Origin of the sequence: Bifidobacterium primatium (genome assembly GCF_002802875.1) — a bacterium.
GTDB classification, from domain to species: Bacteria; Actinomycetota; Actinomycetes; order Actinomycetales; family Bifidobacteriaceae; genus Galliscardovia; species Galliscardovia primatium.
In genome coordinates, this window is the sequence record NZ_PEBI01000001.1 from 361,977 (window position 1) to 379,664 (window position 17,688).

Annotated in this window: 14 protein-coding genes; 7 read left to right on the plus strand and 7 right to left on the minus strand. The window is 62.1% G+C overall.

Annotated elements, in window-relative coordinates:
* Window position 1 precedes the first annotated feature (1 nt).
* The 3 genes from CS006_RS01390 to CS006_RS01400 all read left to right on the plus strand — a co-directional run bounded on the left by CS006_RS01390 (window position 2) and on the right by CS006_RS01400 (window position 3,178).
* On the plus strand, window positions 2-1,291 hold the full coding sequence (locus CS006_RS01390) for a restriction endonuclease subunit S (RefSeq protein ID WP_243386672.1): 1,290 nt from the start codon (window positions 2-4) through the stop codon (window positions 1,289-1,291).
* An 80-nt stretch (window positions 1,292-1,371) separates the two neighbouring features.
* Window positions 1,372-2,619: an AAA family ATPase gene (locus tag CS006_RS01395; RefSeq protein ID WP_165777175.1), complete on the plus strand. Its 1,248-nt coding sequence runs from the start codon at window positions 1,372-1,374 to the stop codon at window positions 2,617-2,619.
* Window positions 2,609-3,178, plus strand: a complete 570-nt coding sequence (locus tag CS006_RS01400) for a hypothetical protein (RefSeq protein WP_100510002.1) — start codon at window positions 2,609-2,611, stop codon at window positions 3,176-3,178. Before CS006_RS01395 ends, CS006_RS01400 begins: the two co-directional genes overlap by 11 nt.
* A 187-nt stretch (window positions 3,179-3,365) precedes the next feature.
* On the opposite strand, the gene CS006_RS01405 is transcribed toward CS006_RS01400, so the two are convergent.
* The 7 genes from CS006_RS01405 to CS006_RS01435 form a co-directional block, all read right to left on the minus strand.
* The gene (locus CS006_RS01405; protein ID WP_100510003.1) at window positions 3,366-4,409 is read right to left on the minus strand and encodes a zinc-dependent alcohol dehydrogenase family protein; all 1,044 of its coding nucleotides are present in this window, start codon (window positions 4,407-4,409) and stop codon (window positions 3,366-3,368) included.
* A 314-nt stretch (window positions 4,410-4,723) separates the two neighbouring features.
* Window positions 4,724-5,701, minus strand: coding sequence for an aldo/keto reductase family protein (locus CS006_RS01410; RefSeq protein WP_100510004.1), 978 nt, complete (start codon window positions 5,699-5,701; stop codon window positions 4,724-4,726).
* A 150-nt stretch (window positions 5,702-5,851) separates the two neighbouring features.
* Entirely contained in the window at window positions 5,852-6,817 is a 966-nt protein-coding gene (locus CS006_RS01415) for an ATP-binding cassette domain-containing protein (RefSeq protein ID WP_100510005.1), read from the minus strand.
* Between the two features lie 10 nt (window positions 6,818-6,827).
* Window positions 6,828-7,505, minus strand: a complete 678-nt coding sequence (locus tag CS006_RS01420; protein WP_243386586.1) for a YczE/YyaS/YitT family protein — start codon at window positions 7,503-7,505, stop codon at window positions 6,828-6,830.
* 52 nt (window positions 7,506-7,557) lie between these two features.
* The gene (locus CS006_RS01425; RefSeq protein WP_100510007.1) at window positions 7,558-8,502 is read right to left on the minus strand and encodes a hypothetical protein; all 945 of its coding nucleotides are present in this window, start codon (window positions 8,500-8,502) and stop codon (window positions 7,558-7,560) included.
* Between the two features lie 253 nt (window positions 8,503-8,755).
* Window positions 8,756-10,297 carry a DHA2 family efflux MFS transporter permease subunit gene (locus CS006_RS01430; RefSeq protein WP_243386588.1) on the minus strand — a complete coding sequence of 514 codons (1,542 nt, stop codon included), beginning with the start codon at window positions 10,295-10,297 and terminating at the stop codon, window positions 8,756-8,758.
* A 167-nt stretch (window positions 10,298-10,464) separates the two neighbouring features.
* A complete protein-coding gene (locus CS006_RS01435; protein WP_100510008.1) occupies window positions 10,465-11,706 on the minus strand; it encodes an MFS transporter in 1,242 nt (413 codons plus the stop codon).
* A gap of 228 nt (window positions 11,707-11,934) precedes the next feature.
* Here CS006_RS01435 and CS006_RS01440 point away from each other — a divergent pair, with 228 nt between their 5' ends.
* The 4 genes from CS006_RS01440 to CS006_RS01450 all read left to right on the plus strand — a co-directional run bounded on the left by CS006_RS01440 (window position 11,935) and on the right by CS006_RS01450 (window position 17,619).
* A complete protein-coding gene (locus tag CS006_RS01440; RefSeq protein ID WP_165777176.1) occupies window positions 11,935-13,236 on the plus strand; it encodes a glycosyltransferase family 4 protein in 1,302 nt (433 codons plus the stop codon).
* A gap of 303 nt (window positions 13,237-13,539) precedes the next feature.
* Window positions 13,540-15,219, plus strand: a complete 1,680-nt coding sequence (ettA, locus tag CS006_RS01445; protein ID WP_100510010.1) for an energy-dependent translational throttle protein EttA — start codon at window positions 13,540-13,542, stop codon at window positions 15,217-15,219.
* A gap of 420 nt (window positions 15,220-15,639) precedes the next feature.
* Window positions 15,640-15,921, plus strand: a complete 282-nt coding sequence (locus CS006_RS10620) for a hypothetical protein (protein ID WP_133119504.1) — start codon at window positions 15,640-15,642, stop codon at window positions 15,919-15,921.
* 825 nt (window positions 15,922-16,746) lie between these two features.
* Window positions 16,747-17,619, plus strand: coding sequence for a PDDEXK family nuclease (locus tag CS006_RS01450; RefSeq protein ID WP_100510011.1), 873 nt, complete (start codon window positions 16,747-16,749; stop codon window positions 17,617-17,619).
* Window positions 17,620-17,688 lie beyond the last annotated feature (69 nt).

The following is a 17,688-nucleotide window of genomic DNA, read 5'->3' on the forward strand; positions in this document are numbered from 1 at the left end:
GGTGAAGCTCGGAGATATTGCGGAGCTTTCGACTGGACCTTTCGGCAGTCAGCTGCATAAAAGCGATTACGTGGATGAAGGTATTCCCGTCGTCATGCCGCAAGATATCGACTCTCATCGCACGTTCAACGCTGCCGCCAATATTGATGAATCCGATTATTCAAGGCTTGGTCGTCACGCACTTGAAACGAATGACATTGTATTTGCCAGACGAGGCGAGGTCGATAAACATGCTTTCATTCGAGATGATGATCTACCGGCACTATGTGGCACAGGATGCCTGCGCGTACGTATTGATGGAAACAAAGCCAATCCGGAATTTATCTCATACTATTTGAGCGGCCCTGAACCAAGACAGTATCTTCGTGCCCATGCGGTCGGATCCAATATGCCGAATCTTAACACCGGTATTTTGTCGGATGTTGTCATAACTCTTCCTAATATCGACCAACAGAAGAACATTGTTGCTTTGCTTCATGCCATCGATGAGAAGATCGAGACGAATGGGAAAATCATCGCGGAGCTGGAGGCGATGGCGCGGACGGTGTATGACTACTGGTTCATGCAGTTCGACTTCCTCGACGAGCACGGCAACCCCTACCGCTCCTCCGGCGGACGCATGGTTCACAATCCCACCCTCAACCGCGACATCCCCGAAGGTTGGGAGGTTGCGATCGCCAACGACCTGGTATCCATAGACCGTGGCATTTCCTATTCTGCCGTGGAACTGTCGGACGAAGGTCGCCCGATGATCAACCTCGCCACATTCAACACCAATAGCACGTTTAAAGAATCCGGACTGAAGCATTTCGTCGGTGAAACAAAGGGCTCCAAGCTGCTGTCCCCTTTTGATCTGGTAATGTGCGTCACCCAACAAACCGCCATTGATCCGACCGGGACCACGGATGTCATAGCTAAGACGTTCCTCGTGCCGAATGTCTTCGATGAAGCCCCCACCATGTCGATGGATGTGGTGAGACTCATCGAAAAACGCGCTAACGTCCGCTTCCTGCTGAACAGGATGCTGTCACGAACCGACTATCATCGTTATGCCAGCGGATATGCCAGCGGCACGAAAATCAAACATCTCGACATCGAAGGCGCCCTCTCATTTCCCGTGACATTGCCGACGGACAATGCACTCATTGACAAGTTCGCCGAAATGTCAACGACATGGGCCAAACAAGTTTCGACAAGGCTGCAGGAATCCACTCGCCTTGCTCAGCTGCGTAACCGCCTGCTTCCTCTTCTCATGAACGGTCAGGCCGTCATCGACTCAGCCAACGTGTAAAGGCACGTCCACCCTCTCTTGTATGCTATAACCAGAAAATCTGGTTATAGCATACAAGAGAGGGGCGAGTCGTGCATATATTGAAATTCGCAATCAATGGACTCGACCTGTACCGCAACCAGTCCGTTTCCATGGATCTGTACGCCTCCGACCGCGTCTCTACGCAGAGCGTTACTGTTCACCGTCTTAACGGCATAGGGGCCGGCATTTGCACTCAAACCATCCTAGGCATCGCCGGACTCAACGCGTCCGGTAAGACCACCACGTTGCGTGCTTTGAACTTTGCACTAGATATTGCACGCGGCATTCCTCTGGACGCCGATCATCTCGTCTACGGTCCGCTCGTCGCACTGATGGATGCTCCGGCGAACACGCGCATCATCTTCACCAACGACGACAACTGGTATCTGCTGGAATCCGGCATCCGCACGGCGCGCGCCAAAACCGGCCAGGGAGACGGAGCTCCATACGAATCCGGCATCACGCTGCATTTCACCGAGGAACGTCTCTGGCGACATACCGGCAAGCCTGTACAGAAAAAGGAACTAACCGACTTCGCGGTGTTCAAGGAACACTGCGAGGAAATCCTGACCCGAGGCGTTGGCGGAGACCACGAGCTTGCGCCGGAAGCCAAACGATACATTCCGTCCTCTGCCTCCATCACATCCGGACTGTATGCCGATCAGGAGGACATGACGCCGGTGATGAATTATATTGACTCCTTCCGAACACCAGTTTTCGTCCCCTCAGTGGCTCCGGACATCGTACACACCTTTGACCGCAGCATCGAGAAACTGACCGTGGACGACGACGGCAAGGTCCACCTCAAATTCGTCGATGACAATCGGGAGCGCATCCTCGGCCAGTTCGATGCCGTTCAGATGCTGTCCGCAGGCACCATACGAGGCAGTCGCATCGTCAATGCCGCCGTTGGGGCACTTCGCGAAGGCGGCTATTTCCTCGTCGACGAAATCGAGAACAGTTTGAACAAGAAGCTGGTGGAAACCATCATGGACCTGTTCGCCTCTCCGGTGACCAACCCCAAGGGAGCGACGCTGGTGTTCACCACGCACTATCCGGAACTGCTTGACCATCTTGAGCGCAAGGACTGCGTCTATTTCGCCGTCAGGGACGAAAATCGACGCATACAGCTCATCAAGTACTCCGAAGGACTTGCGCAGGCAGCACCGAAGAAAGCCCGAGTGGAATCCAAGAAGAGCGAGATCTTCTTCTCCAATCTCGTCAAAGGCACCGCCCCCAAGGCCAAGGACGTGGCTGCGATGCGTCGGTACATCAAATCGATGACGGGAGCCGCCGATGCTCGATGACGATTCCCGTACGGCATTGCAGAACGCTCGCGTGCTCTTCGTCTGCGAAGGGTCATGCGAGCGCGTCGTCATCGAAACCTTGCTGGCCGCCGATAAACTTATCATCGACGAGGGCGCTGCTATCCGCGACACCATCACCGACAGGCCAACGACAAACTGCCGAGCCGCGAAAACCATCCAAGACGTATTTCTAGGGCTCGATTACGAGCAACCCGTAGCCATCGTCCGCATTCTCGATTCACGCAAGGAACAGTTCCACCTCTCATACCCGTATAACGAAACGGTTCCCGTGTTCAATTGCTACACGAGGCCGGAAATCGAAATGCTGGCCATCATCAAGGAAGATGAACTCGGCAAATACAACAGACGGGCCAAGAACAAGGCCAAGCCCAGTGAATTCTGCAAGAAGACCCTAGGCATGGGCCGCATCAAAAACGAAGCCTTCCTGCAAAACTACTGGTCAGACGCCGACGAGCTATGCCGCTGCTTGCTGGAATACCGAAGAATCCACAAGCCCGAGCAGAAAGACGAACTCACCATCGCCGACCTGCTGAAGTAGTGAATACGGCCACGGTCGATGTAAATCACGGTCCGAAACACCCGATACCGGCGATTTGGGGTGCCTTAGGGTTATTTTTCGCGGGAAAACGGCGGAAAGGCACCATGAATCGCGGGATTCGGGAATTTCGGCCCGTGTGTTGGCGGCACGACCATGCGAGGGCGGCGACACCGGCACACGTGGCGAGTCAGAAGCGAATCAGCGACTTGATGACCTTGCGCCGGTCCATGGCCTCGTAGGCGTCCTGGATGTGGTCGAGGTCGTATTCCGCGGTGAACACGCGGCCGGGGTTGATCTCGCCCTTGAGCACGGCGTCGAGCAGACCGGAGTCGAGGTCGTAGTGGCGCACGGGGGCGGGGCCGCCCTTGATGCCGATGTTGCCGTAAAACGTGCCTTCGGCGCTGATCTCCACATCGTGCGGCAGGCCCACGCGGCCGATGACGCCGCCGCGGCGGATGAGGCCAAGCGCGGTCTCGAACGACTGCCTGGAGCCGACGCATTCGAGCACGGCATCGGCGCCGTAGCCGCCGGTCATCTCCAGCACCCTGTCGATGGCGGCCTGGTCGCGTTCGGGCACGATGTCGGTGGCGCCGAACTCGCGGGCCACGGCGGCGCGGTCCTCATGGCGGCTCATGGCGATGATGCGGGACGCGCCGAGCATCCTCGCGGACAGCACGCCGCACAGGCCGACGGCGCCGTCGCCCATGACGACGGCCGTGTCGCCGGGCCTGACCTCGGCGGAGACGGCGGCATGGTAGCCGGTGGACATCACGTCGGCGATGGTGAGCAGCGAGGCGAGCGTGGCGTCGTCGTAGTCCTCGGGCGAGCCGGGAACCTTGACCACGGTGCCGTCGGCCTCGGGAACGCGCACGTATTCGGCTTGGCTGGCACCGAAGTAGCCGCCGTGGGGGCACACGGACTCGAAGCCGGCCTCGCACACCGGGCACTTGCCGCAGCTATAAGGGAACGGCAGCACCACGAAATCGCCGGGCCTGACGGATTTCACCGCCGGGCCGACCTCCTCGACCACGCCGATGGACTCGTGGCCGATCTGGCTGTGCTCGGGGTGCGGCGAGAGCCCGCGGAAGTACCACAGGTCGGAACCGCAGACGCAGGCGCGCACCACGCGCACCACGGCGTCGCCGTCGGATTCGAGGCGGGCCTTCGGCACCTCGCGTACGGCCATCTTCCCCGGGCCTTCGAAGATCGCGGCCTTCATTGTTGCTGCCATGTCGGTTCTCCTTCGATATCGGCGGACATGCTGCCGGCGTCATCCACGCCGGCATCCCGCTGTTCACTCTAGGAATCAAGAAGGGGAATAACAAATACGCCATACGCCAAAATCGTCATACGGTTCAGGCATGGCAACGGGAACGAGGCATCTTCACATCATTCCGGCATGTTTCATGTACGTTCGTACACATCGTGATGTATCATGGCAATACGACGACGCAGAACGTCGTCGTTCATGAATTCGCGCGGCGGATATTATTCCTTTTCTCCCCGCCGCGCGAATCAATCAATCAGCAATCGATCATCAATCAATCAGCCGACGTGGCGCTCGAAGCGGTGGAAGCCGGTGATGCGGTCGATCTCGGCCATGGCGTCGGCGGGAATCTCGAAGCCGGAGGCCTTGAGGTTGTTCTCCAGCTGGCTGGGCTTGCTGGCACCGGCGATCACGCAGCTGATTTCGGGATGCTGCAGAATCCATGCCATCGAGAGGATCGGCAGGTTGGTGCCGAGCCCCTCGGCCACGCCGCGCAGCTGCTCGACCTTGTCGAGGTTCTCGTCGGTGAGCAGGTCGTTAATCTGGTGGTCGGCCTGCCAGGTGGCGCGGGAGCCGGCGGGCAGCGGCTGGCCCTTGCGGTACTTGCCGGTGAGCAGGCCCTGCGCGAGCGGCGAGAACGTGGTGATGCCGATGCCGTGGCGACGGCAGGTGCCCATGATCTCATGCTCGATGTAGCGGTCCTGCAGGTTGTACTGCGGCTGCACCACGGTGATCGGGTACAGGTTGTAGCGGTCGATGATGCGCTGAGCCTCCTCGAGACGGGCCGAGCCCCACTCCTCGGAGACGCCGTAGTAGAGCACCTTGCCCTGGGCGACGAGGTCGCTCATGGCGCGCAGCGTCTCGGTCAGGTCGGTGGTCTCGTCGAAACGGTGGCAGAAGTACATGTCGAGGTAGTCGGTCTGCATGTTCTTCAGCGTCTGGTCGATGCTTTCGAAGATGTGCTTGCGGCTCAGCCCCCGGTCGTTCACGCCATCGCCGGTCGGGAAGTACACCTTGCTGGAGAGCACGAGCTCCTTGCGCGGGTAGTCCTTGAACACCTCGCCGAAGAAGCGTTCGGCGGCGCCGGCCGAGTAGGCGTCGGCGCAGTCGAAGAAGTTGACGCCGGAGTCGAACGCCAGCTTGATGGTCTGGCGGGCGACGTCCTCCTGGGCCGAGCCCTTGAGGTCGGTCACCCAGCTGCCGAGGGCGATCTCGCTGATCTTGAGTCCGGACTTGCCTACGCTGCGGTATTTCATCGGTTTGCTCCTTGTTTTCGGTTTCCGTCGCCATGCGACGAATAGTCAGACACACTTATGCGGCACAGCGATGTGTGCGCTCACATCCATGTTCAATATAACCGGTTCAAGTACGGTTGAACGCAAATCCGACACTCCGGCCGGCCATCGTCAGGCGCGGAACGCGGACCAGCGGCCGTCGCGGTGGCGCACCTCTATGGGAAAGCCGAACATGCCGCTCAGATGCTCCGAGGTGAAGCCGTCCTCAAGCCCGCCGGTGTAGGTGACGGTGCCGGGCATGGGGTTGCCCAGGTCGGGCGCGTAGATGTTCGGATGCGCGGCGAGATATTCGCGGTAACGTTCCTCGGGCATGTGGCCCATGAGCGCGAGATAGTCGAACCCGGCGGGAATCTCCTCGAGCTGGTGGGTGACGAGGATGACCGTCCGGTCGGAGGCACCCGCGAATTCGCCGTCGCCCTCCCCCAGCTTGCCCAACTCGCGCACGACGAGCTCGCGGCCGCCGAGGTCCATGCCGGTGGTCGGCTCGTCGAAGATCATGAGGTCGGCGGCGGACATGAGATTGCGACAGATCAGCACGCGTGTGCGTTCGCCTTCGGAAAGCCCGGCCATGCGCCTGCCGGCGAGGTATTCGATGCCGAAACGCTCCATCAGCGTATACGCGCGCTCGTATTCGGCGCCCTCGCGGCGGCGGGCGGCGCCACGCCGCGACGCCGCGAGCTCGACCACGTCGGCCGAGTCGCCCAGATCCTCGGGTACGGCGCGAATCGGCGCCGCGTCGACAATGACGTCCAACGGGTCGGCGGGAGGTGCGACCTCACGGCCAACGGCCGACGAGGCGAGCGCGATGCGACGCCCGGACGCGAACTTGTCGATGCCGCCGGGACGGTGTCCAAGCAGGGAGAGCCGGCCGACATTGGGGAACTGCCGCAGGCTCATCATGGCGATCAGCGTGGATTTGCCGATGCCGTTCGGTCCGAAGAGAATCCACTTCTCCCCGCGACGGATATTGAGGTTCACGTCGGCGAGGATCAGTCGACGGTCGCGCCAGAATCCCACGGATTCGGCGCGGACGGCGAAGGCGGCAGGGTCGTTGCGGTCGGCGGCGAAATCGGTCATGCGTCCGAACTTACACCGCGCCCTCGCCACGCTCAATCGCCCCGACGAATCGGATGTGCCTGTTGAAGAAGTTGACGATCTGGCCGGTGATGACAGCGGCGACGACCGTACCGACGCCCACGCCGTTGAGCCGGCCGAAGAACAGGAACGACATGATGGTCGACAGGATGATGAGCGACACGTCGAAGCAGACCTTGACGGTGCCGAACCGCACTTTCGTCACGACGGCGATGGCGCGTACGATGCCTTCGCCCGGCACGGTGACCAGGCCCGGAGAGACCTCCATGCAGATGCCGAACGCCAGGATCGTGCAGCCGAGCAGCAGTCCCAGACCGCGAAGCCACCACGTTTCGGGATTGAAGAACCACAGGGCGGCCATGCTCACGTCGAGCAATGCGCTGAAGACCACATTGACCACGATCTGCAGCAGCTGCACGGCGTGGAAGTCGCGACGCAGCAGGATGGCCTGCACGAGGATGAACACGGCGTTCATGACGAACGTGGTCATGCCGAAGCTGACGGCCGGCCAGTGCAGCGTGATCACCCACGGCACGCTGGAGATCGGCGAGGTGCCGAGATTGCTTTTCGTGATCAGCGCGATGCCGACCGAGTTGACGGCGACGCCGCCGCAGAAGCACAGCATCCGCTTGACGATATGCGGCAATCCCGTACGCTTCGGTTTTGACATGATCGCTTCCTCTCTCCTCTTCTCACGAAATCAACGTCATAGTATTCTGCCGTCACCCGCCGAACGCCACCTTGAACGCGACGACCGCCGCCAGCATGATGAGCAGCAGCACGGCACGCAGCGTGTAGCGCAGCAGCATCCGGCGCTCGTACCTGGCGCGGACCCGCCGCATCTGCGGGCTGCCGGGACCGTCCATCGGCACCTGCGGTTCGGCGGCGGCCATGCGCGCGACGTCGGCGTCGATGGCACTGCGTCCGGTCGGTATGAAAATGTCGTTCGCGAGAATGACCGGCACGAGATGTCGCAATCCCCTGATGCAGTTCAACGCAAATCCGTACACCGTGATCAACACGCCCAATGCATAGCCGTCATGCGTGGCCGTCCATGCGAGACCCAACGATATGAGTCCCGCGATAAGCAGCGCATAATACAGGAGGCCGGCCGCACGCCCGATGCGTTCGTTGGGTTTTGCGGCGAATGTCACGGCCCATACGCCGACGACGAGCATCGGGATGACGGACAGCGTCACCGTCGCCAGATAGCCGCGCGATATCGGTGTATTCCATAATGCGACGGTCATGACGCCGCCGATGACGGCGACAACGAGCAACAGCACGCCGACGGCGGTCATGCGTCGCCGTTCCGTACTGGACCGGACCGGCGGGGTCGTCCACCACCACGCGACGGAACCGAGTTGCGGACCGTATCGCAGATACGCCGCGGCGATACGGTCGCCGGCGCCGGCTGCATGGATGACCGCTGCCGCCCGCCGCCAGCCGATGCCATAGGTGAGCGCGACGGTGCCGACGACCAGCGAACCGATGGCCAGCCACGGGTAGGCGCGCGCTAGCGGACCGCCGCCATCATAGGCCATAACCGCAGCGACCAGCACTGCGAGGAAGACCACCAACCAGATCAGCGTTTTGGCGCGGATGCGACGGACGGCGGCGCGGTCCTCGGCGGTCGGCACGTCCGTGAAGGCCGGAGCGCCGTCCATGCTCCCATCGGGAGAGGCGGCACCGTACCCATCATCCGGGCCGATGGTGTCACGCCCGCCGTCCTGATCTTGCCCGCCGTCAACATACGGCCAGCCCTGGGGCGCACCTTCCCCTATGCCTCTGCCAGCTTTGCCCATGGCTCCATGCTCCCACCGAAATCAGCGAAATCCGAATTTTCCCCGCGCAAATCATCGCAAAACACGGTCAGAATCGACAATTCGGTAGGGTAAACCACGGATTTCGACGACTCGCTCACACATCCACGGCCTGCGGCTCCGGTTCGGGCGGCCGCCGCGTGGAGAAGCGGAACATGAGCGCGGCGAGCAGCACGCCGCCCGCCGCCATGCCGCCGAACACCCACATGCTGTGCGAGAACGCCAGCAGATACGATTCGGCCGCGCCGACCCCGCCCCGTACTGCGGCGGCGGAGAATTCGGCGAGCAGGGTGCTGGCGACGGCGGTGCCGATGGCGCCGGAGAGCTGCTGCACGGTGTTCATCACCGCGGAGCCGTCGGCATTGAGTCGTGCGGGCAGCTGGTTCAGCGCATGCGTCTGGTCGGGCACGAGCACGAATCCGGAGAACGCCATGAACAGCGCGTAGGCGATGGCCACGGCCCATACGCTGCCGGAGGCGAGCAGCAACACGGCATCCATGGCGGTGACGCCGATGAAACCGAATACGATAAACTTCGGCGGGAAATGCTGTTTCAACGCGCTGCCGATCAACGGCGCGCACAGGGCGCCGACCACGGCACCGGGCAGCAGAATCAGCGCCGCGACGAGACTGCCGAATCCGAAGCCACGCTGCAGCAGGATCGGCAGCTGGAAGTTCAGCCCGAGCACGCCGCCGGAGCTCATGAGCAGAATCAGCATGCCCAGCGAGAATCCGGAATAGCCGAACACGCGCACCTCCACCAGCGGCCGTTCCATACGCAGCTGCACGGCCACGAACACGGCGAGCACCGCAACGCTCGCCGCCAGCACCGCCCAGAACCGCCAGTCGCCGTTCCATTCGGCGAAGAAGCTCACCGCCACGATGAGCCCCGCAAGCCCCGCGGCCACCAGCGCCAGCGACGGCACGCTGATCGTGGCCTTGGCGGCGTCACCCTCATGCCGGATCTCGGGAATCGTAGCCGCGCCGAGCACGAACGACAATGCGAGGAACGGCAGCATCGTATAGAAGATCCAATGCCAGTTGAGCCATTCCATCACCACGCCGCCGAACACCGGTCCGATGGCGGGCGCCGCGCAGGTGACGAGGCTGACGATGCCGAGCATCATGCCGCGCTGTTCGAGCGGCGCCTTCTCGAGGATGATGTTGGTGATGAGCGGCAGCGAGATGCCGGTGCCGAGCGCCATGACGAGACGCGCGGCCAGCAGCATCGGAAAACTGACGGCGAGCGCGCCGAGCACGGTGCCGGCGGTGAAGATGGCCACGGCGGCGACGAACAGCGTCTTGGTGGCGAAGCGCCTCACCATGAACGGCGAGCTGGGGATGGCCACCGACAGCAGCAGCAGATAGCCGGTGGTGAGCCATTGCACGACGGCCGCGCCTACGGAGAACTCGCCCATCAGCGTGGAGTAGGCGATGTTGAGTGACGTTTCGGAAAGGATGCCGAGGAACGTCAGGATGGCCAGGGACACGACGGCGATGACGAGCTTCGGCTCGACCCGCGCCTTGCCGCCGTTGGACAGTCGTGTGGCCGGCGCGGCCGCGACCGCAGCCGAATCCGAATCCGAATCCGTTGTTGTCGGCGTTGGTGTTGACGACATCGTCCGTCCGGTTTCGCGCACGGGATACCTCTTTCGCTTCACTTCGACCGTGTCGATACGCAATCCGCAAGATTGTTGCATATCAAACAATTTTTCGACATCGACCATATTATCGGCAAATGTTTCGCGAAACTCATCATCGACGAATCACGACGGCGACGCCGCCCCTCTCGGAGCGCGGCTGCGGATCAGCGACGCCGGGCCGTATCGCGGCCGGCGAGCATGGCGACGACGCATTGCGCGGCGGCGAACGCGGTGAACAGTACGAGCGGCATCGTCCATCCGCCGGAGAGTTCGGCCATCGTGCCGAAGGCGAGCGGGCCGACCGACGCCAGTAGATATCCGATCGACTGCGCCATGCCGGACAACGCGACCGTCTCCGCGGACGTGCGGCCACGCAGGGAGATCAACGTAAGCGCCACGACCAACGCCGCGCCCTGCCCCATGCCGCCGATGACGCTCCACAGCAACGACAGTCCGGGAGCCAGCATCCAGCCGAGGCCGGCGACGACCATGGGCAGACTGGAGACCATGGCCGCGCAGACCTGGTTGCCACGCACCTGCATGAGCGCGGGAATCATCAGACCGGAGAGGATGCCCAGCGACTGGAAGACGAAGAGGTGCACGCCGGCGGTCGCGTCGCTGAATCCGGCGGCGGTGACGACCGAAGGCAGCCAGTTCGACATCGTGTAGAACGCTGCCGACTGCAAGCCCATGAACAAGGTGACCCACCAGGTCATCGACCGGCGCCACAGTGGCGTGGAATCAACGGCAGCTTCGACAGCGGCGGCGCCGGCAGACGAATCGATGGATACGGGAATATCGTCGGATTCTTGTGCGTCATCCGATGACATCGTCCCCCGCATCACACGAATCGACCACAACGCGGCCACGACCAGCGGCGGCACCGCCCATAGGGCGAGCGCCGGCCGCCATCCGCCAAGCATGTCGGCCAATGGGGCGGCGGTCAGGCCGGCGATGGCCGAACCGGTCGTGATGCAGGCCGAGTACACGCCTGTGGCCATGGAGACGTGGCCGGCATAGTCGCGTTTGGCGATCACCGGCACGAGCACGTTGCCGGCGGCGATGCCGGCGCCCACGGCCACGGTGCCCAACCAGACGCCGGCCGGCCCGCCGAACGAACGCACCGCATCGCCGGCTGCCAGCACCAGCAGCGCGGCGAGAATGGTCCGGTCGGCACCGAGTCGCGCCGTGACGAACCGGACCAGCGGGCTTACGGCCGCGAACGCCCACAACGGCATGGCGCCAAGCACGCCGAGCACGCTTTCGCCCCAGCCGAGGTCCTCGCCGATGCGCGTCAATACCGGTCCGACCGCCGCAATGGCCGGTCGCAGGTTCAACGCCACCAGAAAGATCAGCGCGGCGAGCAGCGCCGGCGTCGCCGCGGCGCTTCGGGTTTTGCGTTTCATGCCTTTCCTCCGTCTTCTCTCCTCGTTCTCCTGTACGAGGTTCATGTCTATCACACGGTCTGCCATGCGGTCAGGGGCCGTGCATCCATACATCACGGGACCATGCACGTCGCCGAAGCCTCCCGCAAAGCGTCGTCACGGCAACCGATGCGGCAACAATGGCTGAACAACGGCGAAACCGGGCCTTCCGTCGAATCCGTCGTCCATAGACTGGGCGGTATGGGTGGGATGACCGACGATATGGAACACGACGACCAGCGGTCCGCGACGCATGCCGAACACGGAAGGCGCCCGCTGCGCGTGCTCGTGGTGAGCGAATCGTCATTGGAGCAGACCAACGGCGTGAGCAACAGCGTGAAGCATATATTGCGCCGTTTCACCGACCGCGGTTTTGACGCGCAGGTTATCGCCCCGCAGCCGGCGCCGGAAAGCGGCTCGTTCGCGGGGTATCGCGTCGATGCGGTCACATCATGGCCGGTGCAGCACTTCAATGTGGCCATCCCGATGAAAAGCACGGTCATCGATATGATCGAGTCCGGCCCGCGCCCGGACGTCATCCATGTGGCGGCGCCGATCTCCCGGCTCGGCCATGCGGCCCTGATCGCCGGCGACGAGCTGGGCGTGGCCACGGTGGCCGTCTACCAGACCGACGTGGCGCAGTACGCGCGCCGCTTCGCCCGTCAGACCATCGACGGACTGGCCGGCAGCATGGCGCCGAAGCACACCGGCTGGCTGCGCAAGGTCGGCAAATCCGCGGGCGACGCCGCCGAGCAGATCCTCGCCGACCGCATCGCAAGACTGCACAACCAGGCCACGCTCACGTTGGCGCCGACCGATCAGGCCCGGCAACGTCTCGAGACATTCGGCGTCGAGCCGTCGCTGATCCGGCTGTGGGGACGCGGCGTCGATTCGACGCTGTTCAACCCGCGCCGGGCCGAATCGGAACAGGTACGGCAACTGCATCGCAAATGGAGCTACGACGGCGCGGTGCCGGTCGTCGGATATGTGGGACGTTTGGCGCCCGAAAAGCAGGTGGACCGTCTGACCTGTCTTTCGGGACTGGGCATCCGCCTGGTGATCGTGGGCGACGGCCCGTGCGCCGACGACCTGCATCGCCGGTTGCCGACGGCCATATTCACCGGCATGCTGCACGGCGACGAACTGGCCGACGCCTATGCCGCGCTCGACGTGTTCGTGCACACCGGCAATCAGGAGACGTTCGGCCAGACGATTCAGGAGGCCATGGCGAGCCGGCTGCCGGTGATCGCGCCGGCCAGCGGCGGCCCGCTCGACCTCGTCGACACCGGACGGACCGGCCTGCTCTACTCCCCGCGGAACGACAAGGCCCTGCGCGCCTGCGTCCAGCGCGTGATATCGGACGACGCGTTCCGCCGGCGCATCGCCGACAACGGCTTCGAGGCCATCCAAGGACGGACCTGGCCCAACGTGGTCGACAGGCTCATCGACTACTATCGCCTCGCCATGCAGCTCCGCCTCGCGCGCGACGGCGCGGAACACACGGGCCGATAGCGGATTAACGGCTCGCAACGGTCGGAACCCGCGATTCATGGTGCCTTCCGGTCGTTTTCAGGGCGAAAAACGACCTTCTGGCACCGCGAATCGGTGACAGCAGGTTTTACAGCGGGTTTTTCCGCCCGCCAAACGCCGTTGCATACGGCTGTAGATGGCCTGTAGAATAATGGTTTTGGAACTTTTTGCCACGCCTCGCGGCCATCACGACGATCGCGGCGACTTCCGACGATCGCGGCGAACGGGGCACGCAAATTTTGGGAATCAACGGAATACAACCAACGACAGAGATAAGGAACTCACTTGGCTGAATTCATTTATCAGATGATCAAGGCGCGCAAGGCCTACGGCGACCGCGTGATCCTTGACGACGTGACCCTGAGCTTCCTGCCCGGCGCCAAGATCGGCGTGGTGGGCCCCAACGGCATGGGCAAGTCCACGCTGCTGAAGATCATGGCCGGCCTCGACACCGTCTCGAACGGCGAGGCCACGCTGACCCCGGGCTTCACCGTCGGCATCCTGCAGCAGGAGCCGCCGCTGGACGACACGAAGACCGTGGGCGAGAACATCAAGATGGCGTTCGGCCCGATCGCCGAAAAGGTCGCCCGCTTCAACCAGATCGGCGAGGAGATGGCGAACCCTGACGCCGACTTCGACGCCCTCATGGAGGAGATGGGCAAGCTGCAGACCGAGATCGACGCCGCCAACGGCTGGGACCTCGACTCGCAGCTCGAGCAGGCCATGGACGCCCTCCAGTGCCCCGACCCCGACACCCCGGTGACCGTGTGCTCCGGTGGCGAGCGCCGTCGCGTGGCCCTGTGCAAGCTTCTGCTCGAGGCCCCCGACCTGCTGCTGCTCGACGAGCCCACCAACCACCTCGACGCCGAGTCGATCCTGTGGCTGGAGCAGTTCCTGCACAAGTACGAGGGCGCCGTCATCGCCGTCACCCACGATCGTTACTTCATGGACAACGTGGCCGAGTGGATCTGCGAGGTCGACCGCGGCCATCTGTACCCGTACAAGGGCAACTACTCCACGTATCTGGAGACCAAGGCCAAGCGTATGGAGATCCAGGGCGCCAAGGACGCCAAGCTCGCCAAGCGTCTGAAGAACGAGCTCGAATGGGTGCGTTCCTCGCCGAAGGCCCGTCAGGCCAAGAACAAGGCCCGTCTGGAGCGTTACGACCAGATGGAGCAGGAGGCACGCAACTCCAAGAAGCTCGACTTCTCCGAGATCCAGATCCCGCCGGGGCCGCGTCTGGGCTCCACGGTGCTCGAGGCCAAGCACATCCACAAGGCGTTCGGCGACCGTGTGCTCATCGACGACCTCAGCTTCACGCTGCCGCGCAACGGCATCGTCGGCGTCATCGGCCCGAACGGCGTGGGCAAGTCCACGCTGTTCAAGACCATCGTCGGTCTCGAGCCGCTCACCAGCGGTGAACTGAAGATCGGCGAGACGGTGAAGATCAGCTACGTCGACCAGAACCGTGCCGGCCTCGACCCGAAGAAGAACCTGTGGGAGGCCGTGTCCGACGGTCTCGACTTCATCGAAGTGGGCGGCGTCGAGGTACCGACCCGCGCCTACGTGGCCAGCTTCGGCTTCAAGGGCTCCGACCAGCAGAAGCTCACGGGCGTGCTCTCCGGTGGTGAGCGCAACCGTCTGAACCTGGCGCTGACCCTCAAGCAGGGCGGCAACCTGCTGCTGCTTGACGAGCCCACCAACGATCTCGACGTCGAGACGCTCGAATCGTTGGAGAACGCGCTGCTCGAGTTCCCCGGCTGCGCCGTGGTCATCTCCCACGACCGCTGGTTCCTCGACCGCGTCGCCACGCACATCCTCGCCTGGGAAGGCAACGACGAGAACCCTGCCAACTGGTACTGGTTCGAAGGCAACTTCCAGGCCTACGAGGAGAACAAGGTCAAGCGCCTCGGCGAGGATGCGGCCCGTCCGCACCGCCTGCACCGCAAGCTGACCCGCGCGTAAGGCTTCACCGCCCATCGCGGTTCCAATCGTCATCGCGGTTCCGGTCGTCATCGCGGTTCCGATCGACCGTCGTGATGCCAGTGGGCCATCGCGATTCCGAATTCAGCAGCGACGACATCAATGCAACGGCTCCCCTCAGCGGGAGCCGTTGTCATATGCGCGGCACAAGAAACTCCTCGCCCCCCCTACTCATCCCTTTCACATTCACCTTTCCCTTTCACCTTCACCTCCTCTCTCATCTTTCCGTCTTCACTTCTTCACTGCTCGACGTTCCCCGCTTGCGCGATGGACCGCTCCGCACATTCGCGTTTTCGCAGCGCAGTCCATCGAAAATCATCGCTTTCCAATGGATTACGATGCAAAACCAGCATATTGCGACGCAATCCATCGCGACCAAACAATCCACCTCGACAAAACCGCATGATTCCAACGATCTTAAAAATCAACCAATTTGATTTCGATGGACCGCTCCGCATATTCGCCAAATCGCGGCGTAATCCATCAGCAACCGGGCATTTCCGATGGATTACGCCGCAAAACCACCAATATGCGGCGCACTCCATCACGAACCATAGCAATTCCCCGAATACCATGGATTCCATGACTTCCCAGGACATCATCACCATTATCATCGTGATAGTCATCGGTGTCGCCGTGGGAGTCGTCATGCTCGCCGCCGGCATCGTCGCTCTTCGAGAATAACGCCTATTGAACAGCGTCCTTGAATGGCGGCGGTCCTCTCAACACCCCGACACACACTCGGGCATCCGTATCGCCGAAGCACGGTGGATGGGCTGGGCAAGACGCCCCGACGGCAAGACGCCCGTCTATGCATGGCGTGATTTCGACGGATACCACGAACGGAAGGATTAACGTTCCGTTGTCCTCGACCGCAGCTCCGGCCAGCGGAATATCAAACCCCTGATGTGTGGCCGGAACAGTGCCGTGACCACCGTGCGCATTCCAATCCGACCGGGTGCCGTGCACGAATCGACCGATGCCCCATTATCTGTACAATCAACGATGCCTTGCCGTCGATGCTCCTCCGCCTCCAAACGTATCCCCACGAACGACTGCATGCCACCGAACTCCACGTTTTCCGCTACCGAACCCCGATTGCCCCGATAATCCTCATGGCCGTGGGAGGCGCCTCGACCGCACTGGGGCTTGCCGCCGCCGTGCTTGCCATCATGGCGTGCACGATGCCGTAAGCCCCGGCGTCGTGAATTGCATGGTTGCGAACCACATCGTCGCCAGCCGCATCGTCGGTCGGATGCATTGGCGCTGTCGCCGGCCCTATCGGCACACTTCACATCACAGTTATCCACATTCCTCGTTTGGCTTCCGTCGGCGATTGGTTTTCCGTTAGCGTGAATATCACGACGTTTTGCACAGCATTCTTCATCAAGGGGGCCGAAGACCATGCGATACCCGAACCATCCACGACAGACCAACGACTCGGACCGGCACACCGGCCATCGGAATCATTCCCATCCCGTCAACGACAATGCACAAGACATCAGTACCATGAGCAAAACGCTGGCGACCAAACGGCAGAGCACCCTGCAACGATGCATCGAGGAGACGAGGAACGGCAAGCGGAAAATATTGTTTGGATTGACGACCGCTCTCGAATTGCAGATGGTACCAGTTCCCGAACAGTGCCGGCTCGACACCGATCGGCTGCATTCCGTGGCCAGCACGCGTGGACGCCGAATGAGCTCGAAGACCATGGCCTCACACGTCTGGACCGAATTCGACGGACCGTCGCAAATCCGTCTGTCTCCGTCCATATATGTGCTCGACCTGGTGCATACATGGGCCCAGATGGCACGGTTCGTCGACCTAGAACAGTTCATCGCACTCACCGACGCCGTTATATTCCGCATGATGATGGATGGTAAGCGAGATCCCCTGCAACGCATGAGCGAATTTCTTGAACAATCGTCATCGTTTGCCGGAAAACTGTTCTGCCGCATGGCATTGCGGCTTGCTCAGGAGAACGTATATTCCCCACAGGAGACGATATGCCGTCTTGCGTTGGTCTGCCACGGCGTCCCCTGCCCCGAAACGAATTACGTCGTGCCGGGGCTGACGTTCCGGTCGGGAGCGGCGATGACCGTGGACATGGCATGGCCGGAGGCTCGCGTGGCGGTGGAATACGACGGCGACCATCATCGTACGGACAAGCGGCAATGGCGACGCGACCAGGAAAAACGCGAACTGCTGCGACTGCACGGATGGATTGTGCTCGTCGTGACCGCGGATGCGTTGAAGGATGCCGAATCCCGAGCGTATTTCGCCTTTCAGGTGTCGAGACTGCTGATTTCGCGAGACGTCCGCGTGGATTTCCTCATCGAGGCGCGCCCCCTGGAGAAGATGTGCCGCCTGCCGCGGTGATTCCGCGGATTGCGACACATATAGGCTTGTCGGATGATGCCGAATATTGGATGCCGGATGTCAGATGCC

Bases quoted from the DNA above. Each gene is read 5' to 3' on its own strand.
- CS006_RS01400 (WP_100510002.1), top strand. From the start codon at position 2,609: ATGCTCGATGACGATTCCCGTACGGCATTGCAGAACGCTCGCGTGCTC.
- CS006_RS01405 (WP_100510003.1), bottom strand. From the start codon at position 4,409: ATGGCAGCAACAATGAAGGCCGCGATCTTCGAAGGCCCGGGGAAGATG.
- CS006_RS01410 (WP_100510004.1), bottom strand. From the start codon at position 5,701: ATGAAATACCGCAGCGTAGGCAAGTCCGGACTCAAGATCAGCGAGATC.
- CS006_RS01415 (WP_100510005.1), bottom strand. From the start codon at position 6,817: ATGACCGATTTCGCCGCCGACCGCAACGACCCTGCCGCCTTCGCCGTC.
- CS006_RS01420 (WP_243386586.1), bottom strand. From the start codon at position 7,505: ATGTCAAAACCGAAGCGTACGGGATTGCCGCATATCGTCAAGCGGATG.
- CS006_RS01425 (WP_100510007.1), bottom strand. From the start codon at position 8,502: ATGGACGGCGCTCCGGCCTTCACGGACGTGCCGACCGCCGAGGACCGC.
- CS006_RS01435 (WP_100510008.1), bottom strand. From the start codon at position 11,706: ATGAAACGCAAAACCCGAAGCGCCGCGGCGACGCCGGCGCTGCTCGCC.
- CS006_RS01440 (WP_165777176.1), top strand. From the start codon at position 11,935: ATGACCGACGATATGGAACACGACGACCAGCGGTCCGCGACGCATGCC.
- CS006_RS10620 (WP_133119504.1), top strand. From the start codon at position 15,640: ATGATTCCAACGATCTTAAAAATCAACCAATTTGATTTCGATGGACCG.
- CS006_RS01450 (WP_100510011.1), top strand. From the start codon at position 16,747: ATGAGCAAAACGCTGGCGACCAAACGGCAGAGCACCCTGCAACGATGC.